At 56.1% G+C, this 18,379-nt stretch carries 13 protein-coding genes and 1 pseudogene; 11 read left to right on the forward strand and 3 right to left on the reverse strand.

The genetic code is table 11. The features are described 5' to 3' along the window. Positions 1-5: 5 nt before the first annotated feature. The 4 genes and pseudogenes from DXA70_RS03125 to DXA70_RS03140 all read left to right on the forward strand — a co-directional run bounded on the left by DXA70_RS03125 (position 6) and on the right by DXA70_RS03140 (position 3,232). Positions 6-1,393 (forward strand): annotated as a pseudogene (locus tag DXA70_RS03125) (spore germination protein). Continuing rightward, the gene (locus DXA70_RS03130; protein ID WP_128117591.1) at positions 1,390-2,235 is read left to right on the forward strand and encodes a hypothetical protein; all 846 of its coding nucleotides are present in this window, start codon (positions 1,390-1,392) and stop codon (positions 2,233-2,235) included. The pseudogene DXA70_RS03125 and the gene DXA70_RS03130 overlap by 4 nt, the downstream one beginning before the upstream one ends. Beyond that, entirely contained in the window at positions 2,232-2,777 is a 546-nt protein-coding gene (locus tag DXA70_RS03135; RefSeq protein WP_128117592.1) for a hypothetical protein, read from the forward strand. Before DXA70_RS03130 ends, DXA70_RS03135 begins: the two co-directional genes overlap by 4 nt. After that, positions 2,765-3,232 carry a hypothetical protein gene (locus DXA70_RS03140; RefSeq protein ID WP_128117593.1) on the forward strand — a complete coding sequence of 156 codons (468 nt, stop codon included), beginning with the start codon at positions 2,765-2,767 and terminating at the stop codon, positions 3,230-3,232. Before DXA70_RS03135 ends, DXA70_RS03140 begins: the two co-directional genes overlap by 13 nt. Here the strand turns inward: DXA70_RS03140 and DXA70_RS03145 are convergent. The 3 genes from DXA70_RS03145 to DXA70_RS03155 are packed head-to-tail and all read right to left on the reverse strand — an operon-like array spanning position 3,204 to position 7,029. After that, positions 3,204-4,553, reverse strand: coding sequence for an ATP-binding protein (locus tag DXA70_RS03145; protein WP_128117594.1), 1,350 nt, complete (start codon positions 4,551-4,553; stop codon positions 3,204-3,206). The two genes, DXA70_RS03140 and DXA70_RS03145, sit on opposite strands and share 29 nt — an antisense overlap. Then, on the reverse strand, positions 4,550-5,239 hold the full coding sequence (locus DXA70_RS03150; RefSeq protein WP_128117595.1) for a response regulator transcription factor: 690 nt from the start codon (positions 5,237-5,239) through the stop codon (positions 4,550-4,552). The genes DXA70_RS03145 and DXA70_RS03150 overlap by 4 nt, the downstream gene beginning before the upstream one ends. Beyond that, positions 5,236-7,029, reverse strand: coding sequence for a Na/Pi cotransporter family protein (locus tag DXA70_RS03155; protein WP_128117596.1), 1,794 nt, complete (start codon positions 7,027-7,029; stop codon positions 5,236-5,238). The genes DXA70_RS03150 and DXA70_RS03155 overlap by 4 nt, the downstream gene beginning before the upstream one ends. A gap of 513 nt (positions 7,030-7,542) precedes the next feature. Between DXA70_RS03155 and hprK the strand changes: the two genes are divergently transcribed. From hprK to ligA, 7 genes are all read left to right on the forward strand, one after another. Next, a complete protein-coding gene (gene hprK, locus DXA70_RS03160; protein WP_022257155.1) occupies positions 7,543-8,478 on the forward strand; it encodes an HPr(Ser) kinase/phosphatase in 936 nt (311 codons plus the stop codon). 23 nt (positions 8,479-8,501) lie between these two features. Further along, positions 8,502-9,437, forward strand: coding sequence for a UDP-N-acetylmuramate dehydrogenase (gene murB, locus DXA70_RS03165; RefSeq protein ID WP_128117597.1), 936 nt, complete (start codon positions 8,502-8,504; stop codon positions 9,435-9,437). A gap of 17 nt (positions 9,438-9,454) precedes the next feature. Beyond that, complete coding sequence (rapZ, locus tag DXA70_RS03170; protein WP_128117598.1) at positions 9,455-10,318, forward strand: RNase adapter RapZ; 864 nt, start codon at positions 9,455-9,457, stop codon at positions 10,316-10,318. A gap of 42 nt (positions 10,319-10,360) precedes the next feature. After that, complete coding sequence (gene whiA, locus DXA70_RS03175) at positions 10,361-11,296, forward strand: DNA-binding protein WhiA (RefSeq protein WP_022257158.1); 936 nt, start codon at positions 10,361-10,363, stop codon at positions 11,294-11,296. Next, a complete protein-coding gene (locus DXA70_RS03180) occupies positions 11,293-14,814 on the forward strand; it encodes a DNA polymerase III subunit alpha (RefSeq protein ID WP_128117599.1) in 3,522 nt (1,173 codons plus the stop codon). Before whiA ends, DXA70_RS03180 begins: the two co-directional genes overlap by 4 nt. Before the next feature lie 179 nt (positions 14,815-14,993). Beyond that, complete coding sequence (gene pfkA / locus DXA70_RS03185) at positions 14,994-15,968, forward strand: 6-phosphofructokinase (protein WP_022257160.1); 975 nt, start codon at positions 14,994-14,996, stop codon at positions 15,966-15,968. 406 nt (positions 15,969-16,374) lie between these two features. Then, positions 16,375-18,360: an NAD-dependent DNA ligase LigA gene (ligA, locus tag DXA70_RS03190; protein WP_128117600.1), complete on the forward strand. Its 1,986-nt coding sequence runs from the start codon at positions 16,375-16,377 to the stop codon at positions 18,358-18,360. The last annotated feature ends 19 nt before the right edge of the window (positions 18,361-18,379 follow it).

Consider the following 18,379-nt stretch of genomic DNA (forward strand, 5'->3'; position numbering starts at 1 on the left):
ACGAAATGTTTGGCAGCTCGGCGGATTTTTATTCCAAGGAGGTCGAGCTTTACCACTGCCGCGGGGCGCTGGTGCTTTTTGACGGGATGGCCAGCCTGGAATCGCTCTGGGAGCTTTTGCTGGACGCTGTCAGCCGCCGCACTCCCGCACTGGATGAAACGCCGGGCGGGAGTGCCGTCTTTGATTTACTGCTGCACCATTCCGGCCTCCCGGCGGAGAGCAGCCCCGTAGAGACACTGGACGATCTGACCAGGCGGCTGACAGCCGGGATGGCCGTTCTGCTGCTGGATGGCTGTGCACAGGGCATCGCGTTCTCGGTCCAGAGCTTCAAGTTTCGCTCGGTGGAAGAACCGGCAGGGGAGGGGAATCTCCGGGGCTCCCGGGAGGGGTTTGCGGATCTGCTGCGGGTCAACCTGAGCCTGCTGCGGCGGCTCATCCGAACCGAACAGCTGGTGCAGGAAGTAACGCAGGCGGACTGTGAGATGAAAACCGAGTACGCGCTTTGCTACTGCAAGGGGAAAGTCAGTCCCGGAGCGCTTGCGCAGGTACGGAAGATCCTGGCGCAGGCAAAGCCGGAGCTGCTGCTGGATTCCAGCTATTTTGTGCCCTGGCTCTTTCCATGCCGCTTCCGGCTGTTTTCTCCAGTCAGCTATACCGAGCGCCCGGCGGTGGCAGCGGCAAAACTCTGCGAGGGGAAAATCATTGTTCTGGTCAATGGCAGCCCCTCTGCCATGATTTTGCCCACCCTTTTTGCGAAAACTTTGATTGTCTGGACGATTATGCCACCACGGCCTTTTTTTCGTCTTTCCTGCGTATTTTGAAATATGGAGCCTTTTACCTGAGCATTTTCCTGCCGGGGGCTTTCGTCTGCACCGCCGTGTATCTGCCAGAGCTGCTTCCGCCGATATTGCTCTTTAAAATCGAGGCGGCCGAAAAAGCCACGCCGCTGCCGCTGTTTGCCGAAATGGTTATGATCATCCTGATCTTAGAGATCATCCGGGAGGCCGGGCTGCGGATGCCCCAAACACTGGGGCATTCGGTCAGTCTGGTGGCGGCGCTCATTGTGGGAGACGCCGCCATTGCTGCAGGCCTGATGAGTACCCCGGTGCTGCTGGTGGCGGGCATTACGTCCGTGGCGATTTTTATTACGCCCTCTCTTTATGAGCCGGCCACGCTGCTGCGGCTTCTGGTGGTGCTGGCAGCCGGTCTTGCGGGCCCGGTGGGGCTGGTCAGTGCCGGGCTGTTTGTTCTCTTTGGGCTGACACAGGTTTCGGCGCTGGGAGTTCCGTATCTGAACGATATCTCATTCTCGAGTGACGGGGTCATCCGGCGCAACTACCGTGTCTTGTCCCGCAACCCATTTACGATCTGGCAAAGGAGGAAACCGGAATGAATCAACCTGCAGTGAACGGCGGTTTTGCTCCGCAGACTCTGTTTTTAGGACTGGCTGCTTCCAGCCTGGCGTCCAATTTCCTCAAAACAGAAGAACTTTCTGCCTGGAGCTTTCTCCTGTGGGGGTTCCCGGCAGCGCTGGGGCTCTGTTTGCTTTCCGCACTGTTGGCAGCGGAGTTTCAGGCCCGGGAGCTTTTCTCTGGAAAAGGTGTCTTCTCCCGTCTGGGCTGCGGAGTGTCCGGACTCTGGTTTGCAGTGGAGCTGATACGAACTGTCCGCACAGCACAGGAAGTCTGCTGGAGCCAGTTTTCTTCCATGGCGGCGCTCAGCGTTCTGCCGCTGCTGCTCTGGGCAGGCTGGGCGCTGCCGGAGGCTGTATTGGACCGCTCCTCCCGGGTACTCTGGTGGCTGGCAGGGCTGGGGGCTCTGCTCTGTGCAGCGGGGCTTGCCGGGCAGCTGCACTGGCAGAATTTATTTCCGGCATCGTACCGTTTTACAGGGGCAGATTTTGGGCAGATACTCTACCCGGAATATTTCGCACTGACCTTTCTTTGCCCGCAGCGGCAGTGGCGCAAGGCGGTCTGGATGCCGCTGGGCAGCTTTGGGGTGCAGGCAGCGTTCTGCTTTGGAATGGCGCTTTTATTTGGCGCACGGCAGGGGAGCGGCCTGCCCGGCTATGAGCTGCTACGTTCCTGGACACTGGGGGCCTTTTCCCGGTTCGACGCGGTTTTTCTGCTTCTCTGGCTGGCCGCAATGTTCTTCCGCATCTGTGTGCTGGTCCACATCCTCCGGCTGCTCTGGGAGAAGTTCTGCGGCCGAAGTGTCTGTGAGGTAAGCCCATGAGCCGCCGGGCCACACTGCGGCTTTTGCTGCTGGGGTTGCTGCTCTGCTGGTGCGGCGTTTTCCTGCGGAGTGAAAACACCGAAAAAAGCATTGTTCGGGCGCTGCTGCTGGAACAGACACCTGAGCAGTGGAATGTGGCACTGCTCTATCAATTCCCGGAGGCTGCGGCTGACTCCTCGGATGCGGCTGCTTCCGTGCAGCTTTGTGCCGGGACCGGCAAAACGCTGGAGCAGGCCCTCTTTGCGGCGGAGGAGCATCTGCCTCAGCGGCCCAGCTACCGCCTGTGTGAGTATCTGTTTTTGAATACCGGCAGCCTGCGGGGGGAGCTTTCCGCCTGTGAGCCGCTCTTTTGTGAACGGGCGGACCTCCGGCTGGCCACCCGGGTGCTGGCGGTGACGCCCGGCTGTGAGGAGCTTCTGGCCCGGCAGAAGAGGAAGAGCGTTTCCCGGAGCAGCTGCTCCAATGCGCCAAGGATACGGCAGAGTGTGCACCACACCTGTATGAGCGGGGGAAAGGACTGCTGCTCCCGGTGGTACAGCTGAAAGAGGGGAGCATAACGCTCCAAAAAGAAGCGCTGCTGCTGACGGAGACGGGCATCTTCAGCCTGACTGAAGAAGAAACCGAGATGGCCCGTGTGCTGCTGGAATATGGGCAGGAGCATACGTTTATAGTGGAGGAAACGCCCATCGCTATCCGCCGCGGTGTGCTGGGGGTGCAGGCAGCAGGGGATGGCTTTACCGTCCAGCTGACATTCCAGAAAAAAGCGGCATCTGCCACGCCTACAGAAACGCAGTGCCGGAAACTGGAAGCACTATGCGTTGAGACCGTCCAGCGCTGCTGGGATGCCGGGGCGGATATCCTCTCGCTGGGGAGCGTGCGCGCTGCGGGATGGACGAAAAACAGCGTTTCTGACAGCAAAAAACGCCTGCCCGGTAGTGCAGGCAGACGTAATATTTCTGGGATGAATTTTAATGTGCCGTCTCAAACAGCACGGTAATGGTCGTGCCCTCGCCGATCTCGCTTTCCAGCTTGATGCGGGCGTTGTGGATCCGGGCAATGTGCTTGACGATGGCCAGCCCCAGGCCGGTGCCGCCGGTGGCTTTGCTCCGGCTCTTATCCACCCGGTAAAAGCGCTCAAACACACTGGATTGCGCTTCTTCCGGGATGCCGATGCCGTTGTCTTTCACGGTGAGGGAGCAGTGGCCGTCCCGGGTACAGGCGGTAATGATCTGGACTTTGCCGCCGGGGCGGTTGTAGCGGATGGCGTTGTCGCACAGGTTCTGGCACAGCTCGTCCAGCAGGCTGCGGCTGCCCAGCACGGGAGCACTCTCGCCCAGGTAGGTGAGGGAGATAAAGGAACGCTTGGCGTTGACTTTCTGCCGCTCCACGCACTCTCTGGCGACCTCCAGCAGATCAACCGTCTCCATCGTGAGGGGCGTACCGGCCTCACTGACATTGTCCAGATTGGACAGCTGCAAGATATCGTTGACCAGCTGGATCATCCGGGATGCTTCCACATGGATCTTCCGGGCAAAATCCGGGATGTCTTTGGGCTGTGCAATGCCTGTTTCAATGAGCTCTGCATAGCCGGAGATGCTGGTAAGCGGCGTTTTGAGCTCATGACTGACATTGGCCGTAAACTCCTGCCGCATTTTTTCATTGTTCTCCCGCAGCAGGCGGTCCGAATGGATGCTCTCTGCAAAAGGAATGAGCTCTTTGTAGGGCACATTGTCCTGGATGCGGTCAAGATCATCCGTCATCTTCAGCACCGGCTGCACAAGGCTTTTGGTCAGCAGCCCGGCCATGAGTGCAGCCGCGGCCATCATCAGCACACAGCTCAGGATGATGGCGGGGATGGCATCATCGTAGATAGACCAGGTCGTCTCAGAATCCTGCGCTACGCGCAGGATCTCGCCGCTGGGGAGCAGGAGAGCGTAGTAATAGGTTTCATATCCGGTGGTCTGGGAATCGCGGCAGTCGCGCCCGACCCCGCTTTGCATGGCCTGCTGGATCTCCGGGCGGGTGAGATGATTTTCCAGCGGCTGTGCCGTGGCGGATTCAAACAGAACATTGCCGTCCGGGTCAATGAGCGTGATGCGCAGGCTGCTGGTGCTGTATGCACTGAGCTGCCGCGGGTCACCGGAAAGACGATACCCGGCGGATACCAGATCCGCTTCGTGCTCCATTGCCGTCCAGACCTGTGTGCGGAACGCCTTATGGAATACAAAAATACAGAGTGCTGCCGTGCATAACAGGCCCACAAATCCCATCAGGAACAGCCGATAGCCGATTTTTTCTTCCATACTGCGTGGTTTCATTCTTCGGGTTCCTCCTCACTGTCCGCCAGCTTGTAGCCCACCTTGCGGACAGTACAGATGTATTTGCCCGCGTCACCCAGCTTTTTGCGCAGGGTGCGGATGTGCATGTCCACGGTGCGGCTCTCCACCGAAATGTCCGTGCCCCAGACCACCTGCAGGATGGTCTCACGGGTCACGACCAGGTTGGTGTGCTCCAGCAGAAGCCGCAGCAGGCTGTACTCCTTGTAGGTCAGGTCTACATTGACGCCGCTGACCGTCACGCTGTGGCGGGCGTTGTCCAGCAGGATCTCATGGAAGCTGTAGACGCTGGTATGAGTCTCGGGCTCCGAGCGGCGGAGGGCTGCCCGCACCCGGCTCAGGAACTCCATGATGCCAAAAGGCTTGGTGATATAATCGTCCGCACCGCAATCCAGCCCGCGCACGGTGTCCAGCTCACTGGATTTGGCCGTGACCATGATGATGGGCAGCCTCCGCAGGGAGGGGGTGTTGCGCAGCTTTTTCAGGATGGAAAAGCCATCTTCGCCCGGCAGCATCACATCCAGGATCACTAGCTCCGGCTCCGCCGTGCGCATTGCCTGCCAGAACGGCTCTGACGAGGGGAAGCTGTTGACCTGATAGCCACTGGACTGCAGTGCATACTGTTCCAGCTCGCGGATGGCGGCATCGTCCTCTACAATATAGATCATCCCTGTTTTTCCTCCGTTGGGGTGGTTTCATTTTCCGGGAAAATATAACGCTCGCGGTAGCGGTCCAGACGGCGCTGGAACACTTCGCTCTCCTTGGCAGCGTTGCCGCTGCGCAGGTCGTTGAGGTATGCGTGAGTATCAAAGCTGTCCTGCGCGACCTCGATCTGTGCCACGGCCACATTACTGCAGTGGTCGCAGACACGCTCATAGTTGGTCAGCAGATCATCCAGCACAAAACCGTATTCAATGGAGCAGCTGCCGGCCTGCAGGCGGGCAATATGGCGGGCCTTGATGGCACGCACCAGCTCATCCACCACCTGCTCCAACGGCTCGACCTTACTGGCCAGATGCAGGTCGCCCTTGCGGAAAGCTTCCGTGGTGCGGTTCAGCGTGTCCTGCACAGCGTCTTCCAGCACCTGCAGCTCTTCCTGGGCATCCTGGGAGAATTGTACGTTCTTGGTGTGCATCTCATCGGCAGATTTGAGCAGGTTGACCGAATGGTCGCTGATGCGCTCAAAATCGCTGATGGTGTGGAGCAGGGTGTTGACGCTCTGGCTGTCAGCGTGGTTCAGCTCCCGGCCGGAAAGCTTGACCAGATAAGTGCCGAGGGCGTCCTCATACTTATCAACTTTGCTTTCTTCCTCTTTGACCTTTTCGGCCAGAGTGTCGTCCCATTTGTGCGTCAGGCTCATGGCCTGGAACACACCCACGCGGGCAAGCTCAGCCATCTCGGCGGTTGCGGCACGGGCACGCTCCACAGCCATGGCAGGCGTATTGAGCAGACGCTCATCCAGCAAGGCAAAGCTCTCTTTCTGAGTGTCGTCCGGGATGGTCAGGATGGCCAGCTTTTCAAGCAGACCTGCAAAGGGGAGCAGAACCACAGTGGCAGCAATGTTGAACGTGGAGTGGACCACGGCAATGCCCCAGGCCGCGATGGTGTCATTGACAAAGGTGAAGTGCAGCACGCTGTTCAAACCATAGAAAATGATCAGGAACAGCATGACGCCGATGATGTTGAAGTACAGATGGACCATAGCAGCCCGGCGGGCATTCTTGTTGGCACCCACCGAGGAGAGCAGTGCAGTGACGCAAGTACCAATATTCTGGCCCATGATGATGGGGATGGCACTGCCGTAAGTGATAACGCCCGTGGCGCTCAAGGCCTGCAGGATGCCGACACTGGCACTGGAGGACTGGATGACGCCGGTAACAATGGCACCCACCAGCACGCCCAGAATGGGGTTGGAGAAGCGGACAAAGAGGTTGGTGAACCAGGCTTCGTCCTGCAGGGGAGCCACCGCGTTGGACATCGTGGTCATGCCGGTCATCAGGATGGCAAAGCCGATCATGATGGTGCCAATGCCCTTGCGCTTTTCGTTTTTGCCCATATACAGCAGGATGCCGATAAATGCCAGCACCGGACTGAACGAAGTGGGTTTGAGCATCTGGATGAGCAGGCTGTCGCCCTGCAGGCCGGAAAGGCTTAAAATCCAGCTGGTAACAGTGGTGCCCACGTTGCTGCCCATAATCACGCCAATGGCCTGGTGCAGCTCCATGATGCCGCTGTTGACAAAGCCGACCACCATAACGGTGGTGGCACTGGAAGACTGAATGATCGCGGTTACGCACAGGCCCAGGAAAAATCCCTTGATGGGGCTATCGGTCAGCTTGCTCAGGATCTTCTGTAGCTGGCCGCCTGCCTGCTTCTCCAGCGCCTTGCCCATAATGTCCATGCCGAACAAGAACAGGGCCAGGCCGCCGAACAAGGAAAAGACATTGAAAATAGTCATTTCGTGTTCCTCACTTTGATTTGACGTGTTATTTTCCTACACTATGAGTATAAAGATGAAATGTAAAATCGGAAATCAGCCAAATGTAAAACTCATGTAAAGGATACAACACATCCGTGAGGTGCCTACCTTTATTATAAAGGAATCGGCAGCGGATGCAAGCAAATGAAGCAATTCAGGAAAAGATTCTCTGGATTTTTGATGGAGCGGGAAGCAGAAGAAAATGGGATGTTGTAACTCCAAGATCTACCCGCGCTTACGGGCCAGCGATGTGATCCGCACTTAGAAAGGTTGTCAGGGGTCTTTTATTTTTTATGCTGGTTTGCTATAATATAGTGTACTAGAACTCTCGTAAGCATACTATATTATGCTTTATTATGCTTTCCACTTATTGGCAGATGGCTTGTTTCGCTTTTAGATGCACCAATGTTGTTTTTGACAGACAAGATGGGGTGCGATGCCCCCATTTTGAACCAGTGCATCAGATGAAAAGAGCCTACAGGAGGAAAAACGATGGGGAACTTCACCGTTTCGCTCAAAAAGCTGACGGAGAAAGTCAGTATGGACGTGGTTTACACGCCGCAGGATCTGGAAAACATCAGTGTTGAAATTGCAGAGGTCAACCGTCCGGGCCTGTTCCTGGCGGGTTACTATGATTATTTTGATAAGTTGCGTCTGCAGATCATGGGCTTGGCGGAGATGAACTTTCTGGCGGGCCTCCCGGAGGAAAAGCGTCGGGAGCGTCTGGATCAGCTGTTCCGGCAGCAGCCGCCTGCTGTTATCGTGGGCCGCAGTGAAGAACTGGAGCCGTTTCCCGAGATGCTGGAACTGGCAAAAAAACACGGTGTGGCGCTGCTGCGTTCCAATGAGACGACCTGCACATTGATGGGCAGCCTCATCAGTGTGCTGAATCTGGAACTTGCCCCCCGCATCACCCGCCACGGTGTGCTGGTGGAAGTGTACGGCGAGGGCATTCTTATTCTGGGTGACAGCGGCATTGGAAAGAGCGAGCTGGCCATTGAGCTGGTCAAGCGCGGCCATCGTCTCGTAGCGGATGACGCCGTGGAACTGCGCAAAGTTTCCAACCGCCAGATCATGGGCACGGCACCGGAAAACATTCGCCACTTTATTGAGCTGCGCGGCATTGGCATTGTCAATGTGGCCCGTATTTTTGGTGTGGGTGCTGTTAAAGTGAGCGAGAGCCTCGACCTTGTGGTGCAGCTGGAGCCCTGGGACCCCACCAAGAACTACCAGCGTACCGGCCTCGAAAGCGAGTATTGTGATATTCTGGGTGTGAGCATTCCCAGTACCAGCATCCCGGTTTCGCCTGGCCGTAATATGGCTGTCGTGCTGGAAACGGCAGCCATCAACAACCGCCAGAAGAAGATGGGTTACAATGCCGCCAAGGAGCTGCTGATCCGTCTGGGTCTGGACGAAACGCTGGATTAACGATTTTCCCATGGAGGAGCACTATGTTTGAACCTTTGTGCGCCGCACTGGATGCGGCGGGCATTGCTTGTACCCGAAACGAGCTGTTGGCCGACCACTGTACGTTCCGTATCGGTGGTCCGGCAGACATATTTATAAAACCATGCGACGAAATCCAGCTGTGCAGGGCGGTGGCTTTTTGCAAGGAGCAGGGAGCTCGCTATTATCTGCTGGGTAACGGCAGCAACATTCTGTTTGAGGATGCAGGCTTCCGGGGGGCTGTTCTGGATCTGACGGCCATGAAAACCGGCATTGGGATGAAAGAGAACATTCCCGGCGAAGAGTCCGGTGTAGTTTATTGCAACGTGACGGTCGGGGCCGGGATGAAGCTTTCGACTCTTTGCAATTTTGCACTGAACCACAGCTGCACCGGTTTAGAGTTTGCCTACGGCATTCCCGGCACGGTGGGTGGTGCGATCTATATGAATGCAGGCGCTTACGGCGGCGAGATGAAAGATGTCCTGACCTCCGTGGAGTATTTGGCTGCGGACGGAAATATCGTCGAAGTGCCAGCCGCTGAGTTGGATTTATCGTACCGGCATAGCATTTTTGAGGAGAACGGCGGCTGCATTCTGAGCGCAACGTTCCGCCTGAAAAAAGGAGACGCTGCATCCATCAAGGCCAGGATGGACGAATTGATGCAAAAACGGATCGACAAACAGCCGTTGGACAAACCCAGCGCTGGCAGTACCTTTAAGCGGCCGGCAGGGGCTTTCGCCGCGGCCCTCATCGACCAGTGCGGTCTGCGGGGCTACCGCCACGGCGGGGCTGCCGTCAGCGAAAAGCACTGCGGTTTTGTGGTCAACTTGGGTGGCGCAACTTGTGCCGATGTACTGGCACTTTGTGATGAAGTGAGGTCCATCGTCAAAGAGAAAACAGGCTATGACCTTGAAAAAGAGATTCGGGTCGTAAGGGCATAAAGGAAAGAGGAACAACTATGGATCTTCTCATCGTCAGCGGGCTTTCCGGCGCGGGAAAATCGGTGGCCATGAATGCGCTGGAGGATATCGGCTTTTTCTGCATTGATAACATCCCGGCAGGGCTTTTGCCCAGTATCATGGCCTTTTCCAAAGCGGGCGATAACCAGCTCAAGCGGGTGGCCTTATCCATGGATGTCCGCGGATGCCGCAGCAAAGAGGAAATCGAGCAGGGGTTGGAGCAGCTGGATCAGCAGGGGATCTCCTATGAGATCCTGTTTCTGGACGCGCCGGATGATGTGTTGATGCGCCGTTACAGCGAGACCCGCCGCCGTCACCCCATCAGCATTGCGGAAGGAATCTCCACCCGGGAGGCATTTGCAAAAGAACGTCAGATCTTGCAGCCGCTGAAAGAACGGGCAAACTACACCATCAACACCGCCCTGCTCTCAACGGCGCAGAACAAAGAACGCGTCTGCGACCTGTTCTTGAAGAACGGGGGAGCCAAGAGCGCCATGCGTCTGAATATCCTGTCTTTCGGCTTCAAGTTTGGCATCCCGCCGGAAGCAGACCTTGTGCTGGACGTTCGCTGCCTGCCCAATCCGTTCTATGTGCCGGAACTCAAGCACAAGACCGGACTTGACCAGGAGGTCGTCGATTTTGTTATGGGGCATCCGGAGGCACAGGAGCTTTTGCGCCGGTATGAGAATTTTCTGGATTACGCCCTGCCGCTCTATGTCAAGGAGGGCAAAAGCCAGCTGACCATCGCGGTGGGCTGCACGGGCGGCAAACACCGCTCCATTACCTTTGCTCGGAAGATCGCGGAATTTTGCGAAGAAAAAGGCTATCAGCCCAGCATCCAGCATCGGGATTCTGCCCGCTGAGCCTGTGCCCTTGTTTTAAAGAACAGAAAAGGATAAAACAATATGAGTTTTGCGTCCCAGGCGCGGGAAGAAATCGCGCGGCGCAGCCTGCAAAAGGATTGCTGTGTTCGCGCGGCGGCCTATGGCTTTGCCTGCTTTGCCAAGTATTTTGATGCAAAGGGGCTGGTGCTGCAGACCGAGCAGGCCCTGACCGCACAGGTGGCAGAGCAGTTGTTTGCCCGCTGCGGTGTTCAGGGAACCATCACCGAAAAAATCCGCCCCAGCGGGGTGGTATATGAGTTTGGCATCCGTGCGCCGGAACAGGTGACACGGATGCATGAGCTTTTTGGCACCACTGGCTCAGAAACGAGCTTGCAGATCGACCCGGAGCTGATACGCTGCCAGACCTGTGTCAGCGCATACATCGGGTCGGCTTTTTTGTGCAGTGGAACGGTGATAGATCCACAAAAAGAATATAATATTGAGTTTTTGACCAGCCGCACCAATCTGGCCAAGGATTTCGAAGCGTTGCTGGCGGAGCATGAATTTGCACCGCATCGTACTCGCCGAAACGGTGTTAACCTCATCTATGTCAAGAACAGCGCCAATGTGGAGCGCATTCTGGCCTTTATGGGGGCAGCGAATGCGGCAGCACAGATCAAAGCGCAAAAAGCGGTCAAACAGGTGCGCAACCAGATCAACCGCCACACCAACTGCGATACCGCAAACCTCAGCAAGACGGCCCGCGCCAATGCACAGACGCTGAAAGCCATCCGCTTTTTGAAAGAGCAGAACGCCTTGGAAACATTGCCGGAGGTGTTGCAGGATGCTGCCGCTAAACGGCTGGCCTATCCGGATCTTTCGTTGACAGCACTCTGTGCCTGCTTTGACCCGGCTGTCAGCAAATCCGGCCTTTCGCACCGGATGAAGAAACTGGAGTCGCTGGCCGATACGCTGCGTCAGCGTCTGGAACAGGAAGCCGAGGAGGTGAAAGCATGACGGAACCGAGCGAGAATAACAAACAGGGGAGAGACTTTGTCCACCTGCATATTCATACAGAATACAGTCTGCTGGATGGTGCCTGCCGCATTGACCAGCTGATGGACCGCGTAAAAGAGTGCGGTCAGACTGCCATTGCCTGCACCGACCACGGCGTTATGTACGGCTGTGTGCAGTTTTACAAGGCTGCAAAAAAGGCGGGTATCAAGCCCATCATCGGCTGTGAGGTCTATGTGGCCACTCGTACCCGCTTTGATAAGGTAAATAAAATTGATGGCAACAACCATCTGATTTTGCTCTGCAAGAACGAGACCGGTTACAAAAACCTCTGCAAAATGGTGTCGGCTGCTTTTGTCGAGGGCTTCTACTCCAAGCCCCGTGTGGACAAACAGCTCTTGGAGCAGTACCACGAGGGGCTGATCTGTCTCTCTGCCTGTCTGGCAGGCGAGATCCCGCAGGCGATTCTGGCGGGCGATTATGAGCGCGCCAAATCTTCGGCTCTGTGGTATCAGGAGCTGTTCGGTGTCGGCAACTACTACATCGAGTTACAGGACCACGGGCTGGAAGAGGACAATATCGTACTGCCCCAGCTCATCAAGCTGGCCCGGGAGACGGGGATTCCCATGGCGGCAACCAACGACTCCCACTATCTGCGCAAGGAAGACGCCAAGATGCAGGCCATTCTGCTCTGCATCCAGACGGGCAAGACCATGCAGGATGCGGACCGCATGGAGTTCCAGACCGATGAATTCTATGTCAAAACGACAGACGAAATGTACGATCTGTTTGCCATGGTACCGGAAGCCTGCTCGAATACGCGGATCATCGCCGATCAGTGCAATTTTGATTTTGATTTTGGCCACACCAAGATTCCTTATTATAAGGCCCCGGGGGGAATGGACAACCAGGATTTTTTTGAAAAGCTCTGCTGGGAGGGCCTGGAGCGCCGCTACGGCCCCGATGTCCCGCAGGCCAACAAGGACCGCCTGAGCTATGAAATTGGCGTCATCAAAACGATGGGCTATACCAATTACTACCTCATCGTCTGGGATTACGTCAACTACGCCAAGAGCCAGGGCATCCCGGTAGGCCCGGGCCGTGGTTCCGGCGCGGGCAGTATTGCCGCATACAGCGTCGGCATTACGGATATCGACCCCATCCGTTACAATCTGATCTTTGAGCGTTTCCTGAACCCGGAGCGCGTCAGTATGCCCGATTTCGATGTGGATTTCTGCTACGAGCGGCGGCAGGAAGTCATTGACTATGTCAACCGCAAGTATGGTGCCGACCACGTGGCCCAGATCGTCACGTTCGGCACGATGGCAGCCCGCAACGCCATCCGCGACGTGGGTCGTGTGCTGGGAATGCCGTATCAGAGTGTGGACGTGGTGGCAAAGCAGGTCCCGATGGAACTGAAAATGACGCTGAAACGCGCGTTGGAAGTCTCCCCGGAGCTCAAGCGGATGTACGATACGGACCCGCAGGTAACGGAGCTCATCGATACTGCCTTGAAAGTGGAGGGAATGCCCCGCCATGCCTCTACCCATGCGGCCGGTGTTGTCATCACCCCGGAGCCGACAGACTACTATCTGCCTCTGGCGACCAACGACGGCCTGCCTGTGACCCAGTTCAATATGACGGAAATTGAAGAGATGGGTCTGTTAAAGATGGACTTCCTGGGTCTGCGCACCCTAACCGTCATCCGGGATGCAGAGCTTGCTGTTCAGAAAAAGGATCCAACGTTCGCGATCGCAAAGCTGGATTATGATGACCCGGAGACCTACCAGATGCTCTCCCGGGGTGAGACGGAGGGTGTATTCCAGCTCGAATCTTCGGGCATGAAACAGGTCCTGATGGGTCTGCAACCGCAGAACCTGGAAGATGTCATCGCTCTGATCAGTCTGTACCGCCCCGGCCCCATGGATTCCATCCCGACATACCTGCGCAACCGCCATGAGCCGGATAAAATCAGCTATAAAACGCCCCAGCTGGCGCATATCCTGGATGTGACCAACGGCTGCATCGTCTATCAGGAACAGGTCATGCAGATTTTCCGGGAGCTGGCTGGTTTCTCATTCGGCCAGGCAGATAATGTCCGCCGTGCCATGAGTAAAAAGAAGCACGCCGTGATGGAGGCCGAACGGGAGCATTTCGTCCATGGCTGCACCGACCCCGGCAACCAGTGCCCCGGCTGCGTGGCAAACGGCATCTCCGAAAAAGTGGCCAACGAAATTTATGATGAGATGTCCAGCTTTGCGTCCTACGCATTCAACAAGAGCCATGCGGCCTGCTATGCCTATGTGGCATTCCAGACCGCGTATCTCAAGTGCCATTATCCCAGCGAGTTTATGGCCGCTTTGCTCACCAGTGTGCTGGACAATACCGATAAGGTCATCGAGTATTCTGGCGAGTGCGCCCGGCTGGGCATCAAAGTGCTGCCGCCGGATGTCAATGTCTCGGGCGGCGGTTTTACAGCCGATGCCAACGGGCAGATTCGCTTTGGCTTGAATGCCGTGAAAAATGTCGGCCGAAACCTCATTGAGCAGGTCGTGGAGAAACGGCAGGGAAAACCCTATACCAGCCTGTACGATTTCTGCAAGCGGATGTATGGCAATGAGCTGAACCGCCGGGCGGTGGAGAGCCTCATCAAAGCTGGTGCGTTCGACCGCATGGGCGTCAACCGCCACAGTCTGGTGGAAGCCGTAGACGGCATTATCAAGAGCGTGGAAAGTGACAACAAGCGCAATTTGGACGGCCAGCTGGACCTGTTCTCGGTTATGAGCGGTCTGAACGCCGCTGGAAGCGAAAATGCCGACAGCTATGAGATCAAAGCATTCCCGGAGTACAGCCATACAGAGCTGCTTCAGCAGGAAAAAGAAGTCAGCGGCCTGTACCTGTCCGGCCACCCGCTGGACGCTTACCGGGAACAGTCGGCGCGGTTCGCCTCCCACGCCATCAAAGCGCTGACCGGGGAGGATGCCCATGTACTGGATAACTCTCATGTGCGCATCGTCTGCACCATTGTCAAAAACCGGATGATGACAACAAAATCCAATACCATGATGGCGTTTACCAGCGTGGAAGACCTGACGGGTACCATGGAAGTCATCGTTTTCCCGCGGGTGCTGGATACGTTCCGGGACTCCATCAAAGAAAACGCGGTCGTCGTCATCGAGGGCCGCCTCTCGGTGCGGGAAGATGAGCCTGCTAAGCTGATGGCAGAGAGCATCCTACCCATTGAAGGCTACGACCCCAAACACCCACAGGCCAATAAACCAAACCTCATGCGGGACGCCACGCAGCGGCTCTACATCCGCCTGCCCTCCCGCACCTGCCCGGAGTACGCCAAGGTCATCAATCTGCTGGAGATCTTTGATGGCGACATGCCGGTCATCTTCTATCTGGAGGATACCAAGCAGAAGCTGGCCGCTCCCCGCCGCCTGTACACCTCCGGCCATCCACTCTTCTTCCAGGAGCTCAAGCGGGTGGTGGGAGCACGCAATGTTGCAACAAAATAACATCTCTGTGCACGCTTTATACACAAAACGGGATGTGCTAAGAGTTTTCAAAAAGCTGGGTTTGTGATATAATAAACGAGGCAAGCAATCGTAAGAGGAAGCATTGGGCGGCGTCCAACAGAATGGGAGACGTCGTTCGGCATGATGCGTGAAAGAAACAAATTGGAGGGAATCTCTCTATGGAAAAGCAAATCAAGACGATTGGCGTTCTGACCAGTGGCGGTGACGCTCCTGGCATGAACGCCGCGGTTCGCGCCGTGGTTCGTACCGGCCTGCACAAGGGTTTCCGTATGATCGGCATTCAGCGTGGCTACAACGGCCTGCTGAACGGCGAGTGCTTTGAGATGAACCTGCGCAGTGTCTCGAACATCATCTCGGCAGGTGGTACCATCCTGTATACTGCCCGCTGCCTGGAGTTCAAGACCAAAGAGGGTCAGGATAAGGGCGCTGCAAAGTGCCGTGAGCTCGGCATCGATGCTCTGGTCGTCATTGGTGGTGACGGCTCTTACCGTGGTGCCCGTGAGCTGGCACACCGCGGCATCCCGATGATCGGCCTGCCCGGCACCATCGACAACGACATTGCCTGCACCGATTACACCATCGGTTACGATACCGCTATGAATACCGCACTGGAGATGATCGACAAGCTGCGCGATACCACCCAGAGCCATGATCGCTGCAGTGTGGTCGAGGTCATGGGCCGCAACGCCGGTTACATTGCACTGAACGTCGCCATTGCTTCCGGCGCTATGGCGGTTCTGCTGCCGGAAAAAGAGTTCGATATGCAGCACGATATTCTGGATAAGATCGTGGAGACCCAGCGCACCGGTAAGCGCCACTTCATCGTCATCGTGGCAGAGGGCATTGGCCACTCGCAGGAGATCGCCAACGAGATCCAGGCCCGCACCGGCATTGACACCCGCGCCACCATTCTGGGCCACGTCCAGCGCGGCGGTTCTCCCACTCTGCGTGACCGCGTGAACGCTTCTGCGATGGGTTATCATGCAGTCTGCCTGCTGGAACAGGGCAAATACAACCGCATCGTCGGTATGAAAGGTGAACACCTCGTGGATTACCCCGTGGATGAAGCTCTCGAAATGACCAAGAGCCTTGATCCTGTGCTGATTGACGTTTGCAATACCATTTCCATCTGATATTTCATTCAGAAGAATACGAACTTGAAGAACTCCAGAGCCTTTCTGGGGTTCTTTTTTTGTTGTCTTGAAGCTGCGATTGCAAGATGGATACAAAAATCCATGCCCGATTCTATCAAAAATAATATCGGTATATCGCTATATAATTCGAATATAACAATTTGTATTTTTCAGTTATTGATTTTAAATCAACAATCAGAGCTCAAATCCGACATCCAGAACGCGAAAAATACAGGTTGTATTGAAACACCAATTTCACGCAATAATTGAGTAGTTTTGTCTGCAACTTCAAAAAATCGGCACCGCGATGCAGAACGTTTTTCTTCTGTCTTGGGGCTGAAAAAGAGGGCCGGTTGTGGTATAATACACTGGTAAAAGAGAGTATTTTCAAAGGGAGAAGGACACCATGTTGGAACTGGAACAGGCAAAGCAGCGTGTGCAGGAGCTGCGCACGGTCATTGAAAAAAACAACCGCCTCTATTACGATCAGGATGCCCCGGAGCTGGAAGATTTTGAATACGATGCCCTGACACGAGAGCTGAAAGAGTTGGAGGCTGCCTATCCGGAGCTGGTCACGCCCGCTTCTCCTACGCAGCATGTGGGTGGTACACCCAGCGGGCGCTTTGCCAAGGTGACCCATGCGGTCAAAATGGAAAGCCTGCTGGATGCGTTTTCCTATGACGAACTGCGCGACTTTGACCATCGCGTCCAGGAAGCCGGTGTCATCCCGGAATATGTGGTCGAGATCAAAATTGATGGTCTTTCCTGTAGCCTGGAATATGAAAACGGCGAGCTGGTTCGGGCTTCTACCCGTGGCGATGGTGTTGTCGGTGAAGATGTAACGGCCAATGTCAAAGCCATCCGCCGCATCCCGAAGCATTTGGAGGGAGCTCCAGAGTTTCTGGAGGTGCGTGGTGAGGTGTACATGCCCCACGAAGCATTTCAGAAGCTCTGCGCAGAGCAGGAGCTGCAGGGTGCTGCTCCGTTCAAAAACCCGCGGAACGCAGCCGCCGGATCTCTGCGCCAGAAAGACGCAAAGATCACCGGGAGCCGTGGCCTTTCCATCTTTATCTTCAATGTTCAGCAGATTCGCGGCAAGGAGCTGACCACCCACGCCGAAAGTCTGGATTACCTCAAGAGTCTGGGCCTCCCGGTCTCGCCGCGCTACCACGTCGTTCATGATATTGAGGATGCCATCGCGGAGATCGAACAGATCGGCCAGAATCGTTCCAAGCTCGATTTTGATATGGACGGCGCGGTCATCAAGGTCAACAATTTCGCACAGCGCGATTTGATGGGCTCCACCAATAAATTCCCGCGCTGGGCCATTGCGTTCAAGTACCCACCGGAGGTCAAGGAAACGGTTCTGCGCAGCATTGATGTGGCGGTTGGCCGCACCGGTGTGTTGACGCCCACCGCCTGTTTTGACCCGGTTTTCCTCGCCGGCACCACCGTTGCCCGCGCCACTCTGCACAACGAGGATTTCATCAAACAGTTTGGCCTCTGCATTGGCGACACCATTCAGGTGCGTAAGGCGGGCGATATCATTCCGGAAGTCATCGGTGTGACCAGTCATGCAGAGGATGCAGAGCCTTATCAGATGCCGGAGATCTGCCCCTCCTGCGGGGCACCGGTCGTTCATCTGGAAGATGAAGCCGCCCTGCGCTGTGTCAACCCGGAATGCCCGGCCCAGGCTCTGCGCAACCTCATTCATTTTGCATCCCGTGATGCCATGGATATTGATGGCCTTGGCACGGCAGTTGCCACCCAATTGGTTGAAAAAGGTCTTGTCCACTCAGCGGCAGATATTTATACTCTGACGATGGAGCAGCTGCTGACACTGGAAAAATTCAAGGAAAAGAGTGCCGCCAATCTGCTGCAGGCCATCGAGCGCTCCAAGCAGAACAATCTGGACAAGCTCCTCTTTGGCTTTGGCATCCGCAACATCGGGGATAAGGCCGCCGCTTTGCTGGCAGAACATTTTGGCTCCATGCAGGCCATCCGGGAAGCCACCATCGAAAGCATCAGCGAGATCGACGGCTTTGGCGGTGTGATGGCCCAGAGCGTAGTGGAGTTCTTCGCCAAGGACGGAACCACCGATCTTATCCACCGCTTGGCCGACGCGGGCGTTAACATGCAGTGGAAAGGGGAACCCAAGGGTGACAAGCTGGCCGGGAAAACACTGGTGGTCACCGGCACACTGGAAACTCTTTCCCGTAACGAGGCGGAAGCTCTTATCGTGAAGAACGGCGGCAAGGCCAGCGGCTCTGTTTCCAAAAAGACTTCTTATGTCGTAGCGGGTGCGGCAGCCGGTTCCAAACTGACCAAGGCGCGATCCCTGGGGGTGACCGTCCTGACAGAAGCGGAATTCCTTGCCATGCTGGAAAATTAAAATTCAAATCAAATCTTGC

It is taken from the genome of Faecalibacterium sp. OF04-11AC, assembly GCF_003460645.1.
Lineage (GTDB): Bacteria > Bacillota > Clostridia > Oscillospirales > Ruminococcaceae > Faecalibacterium > Faecalibacterium prausnitzii_I.

Bases quoted from the DNA above. Each gene is read 5' to 3' on its own strand.
- hprK (WP_022257155.1), top strand. From the start codon at position 7,543: ATGGGGAACTTCACCGTTTCGCTCAAAAAGCTGACGGAGAAAGTCAGT.
- DXA70_RS03180 (WP_128117599.1), top strand. From the start codon at position 11,293: ATGACGGAACCGAGCGAGAATAACAAACAGGGGAGAGACTTTGTCCAC.
- DXA70_RS03145 (WP_128117594.1), bottom strand. From the start codon at position 4,553: ATGAAACCACGCAGTATGGAAGAAAAAATCGGCTATCGGCTGTTCCTG.
- murB (WP_128117597.1), top strand. From the start codon at position 8,502: ATGTTTGAACCTTTGTGCGCCGCACTGGATGCGGCGGGCATTGCTTGT.
- DXA70_RS03135 (WP_128117592.1), top strand. From the start codon at position 2,232: ATGAGCCGCCGGGCCACACTGCGGCTTTTGCTGCTGGGGTTGCTGCTC.
- ligA (WP_128117600.1), top strand. From the start codon at position 16,375: ATGTTGGAACTGGAACAGGCAAAGCAGCGTGTGCAGGAGCTGCGCACG.
- whiA (WP_022257158.1), top strand. From the start codon at position 10,361: ATGAGTTTTGCGTCCCAGGCGCGGGAAGAAATCGCGCGGCGCAGCCTG.
- DXA70_RS03130 (WP_128117591.1), top strand. From the start codon at position 1,390: ATGAATCAACCTGCAGTGAACGGCGGTTTTGCTCCGCAGACTCTGTTT.
- DXA70_RS03155 (WP_128117596.1), bottom strand. From the start codon at position 7,029: ATGACTATTTTCAATGTCTTTTCCTTGTTCGGCGGCCTGGCCCTGTTC.
- rapZ (WP_128117598.1), top strand. From the start codon at position 9,455: ATGGATCTTCTCATCGTCAGCGGGCTTTCCGGCGCGGGAAAATCGGTG.
- pfkA (WP_022257160.1), top strand. From the start codon at position 14,994: ATGGAAAAGCAAATCAAGACGATTGGCGTTCTGACCAGTGGCGGTGAC.
- DXA70_RS03150 (WP_128117595.1), bottom strand. From the start codon at position 5,239: ATGATCTATATTGTAGAGGACGATGCCGCCATCCGCGAGCTGGAACAG.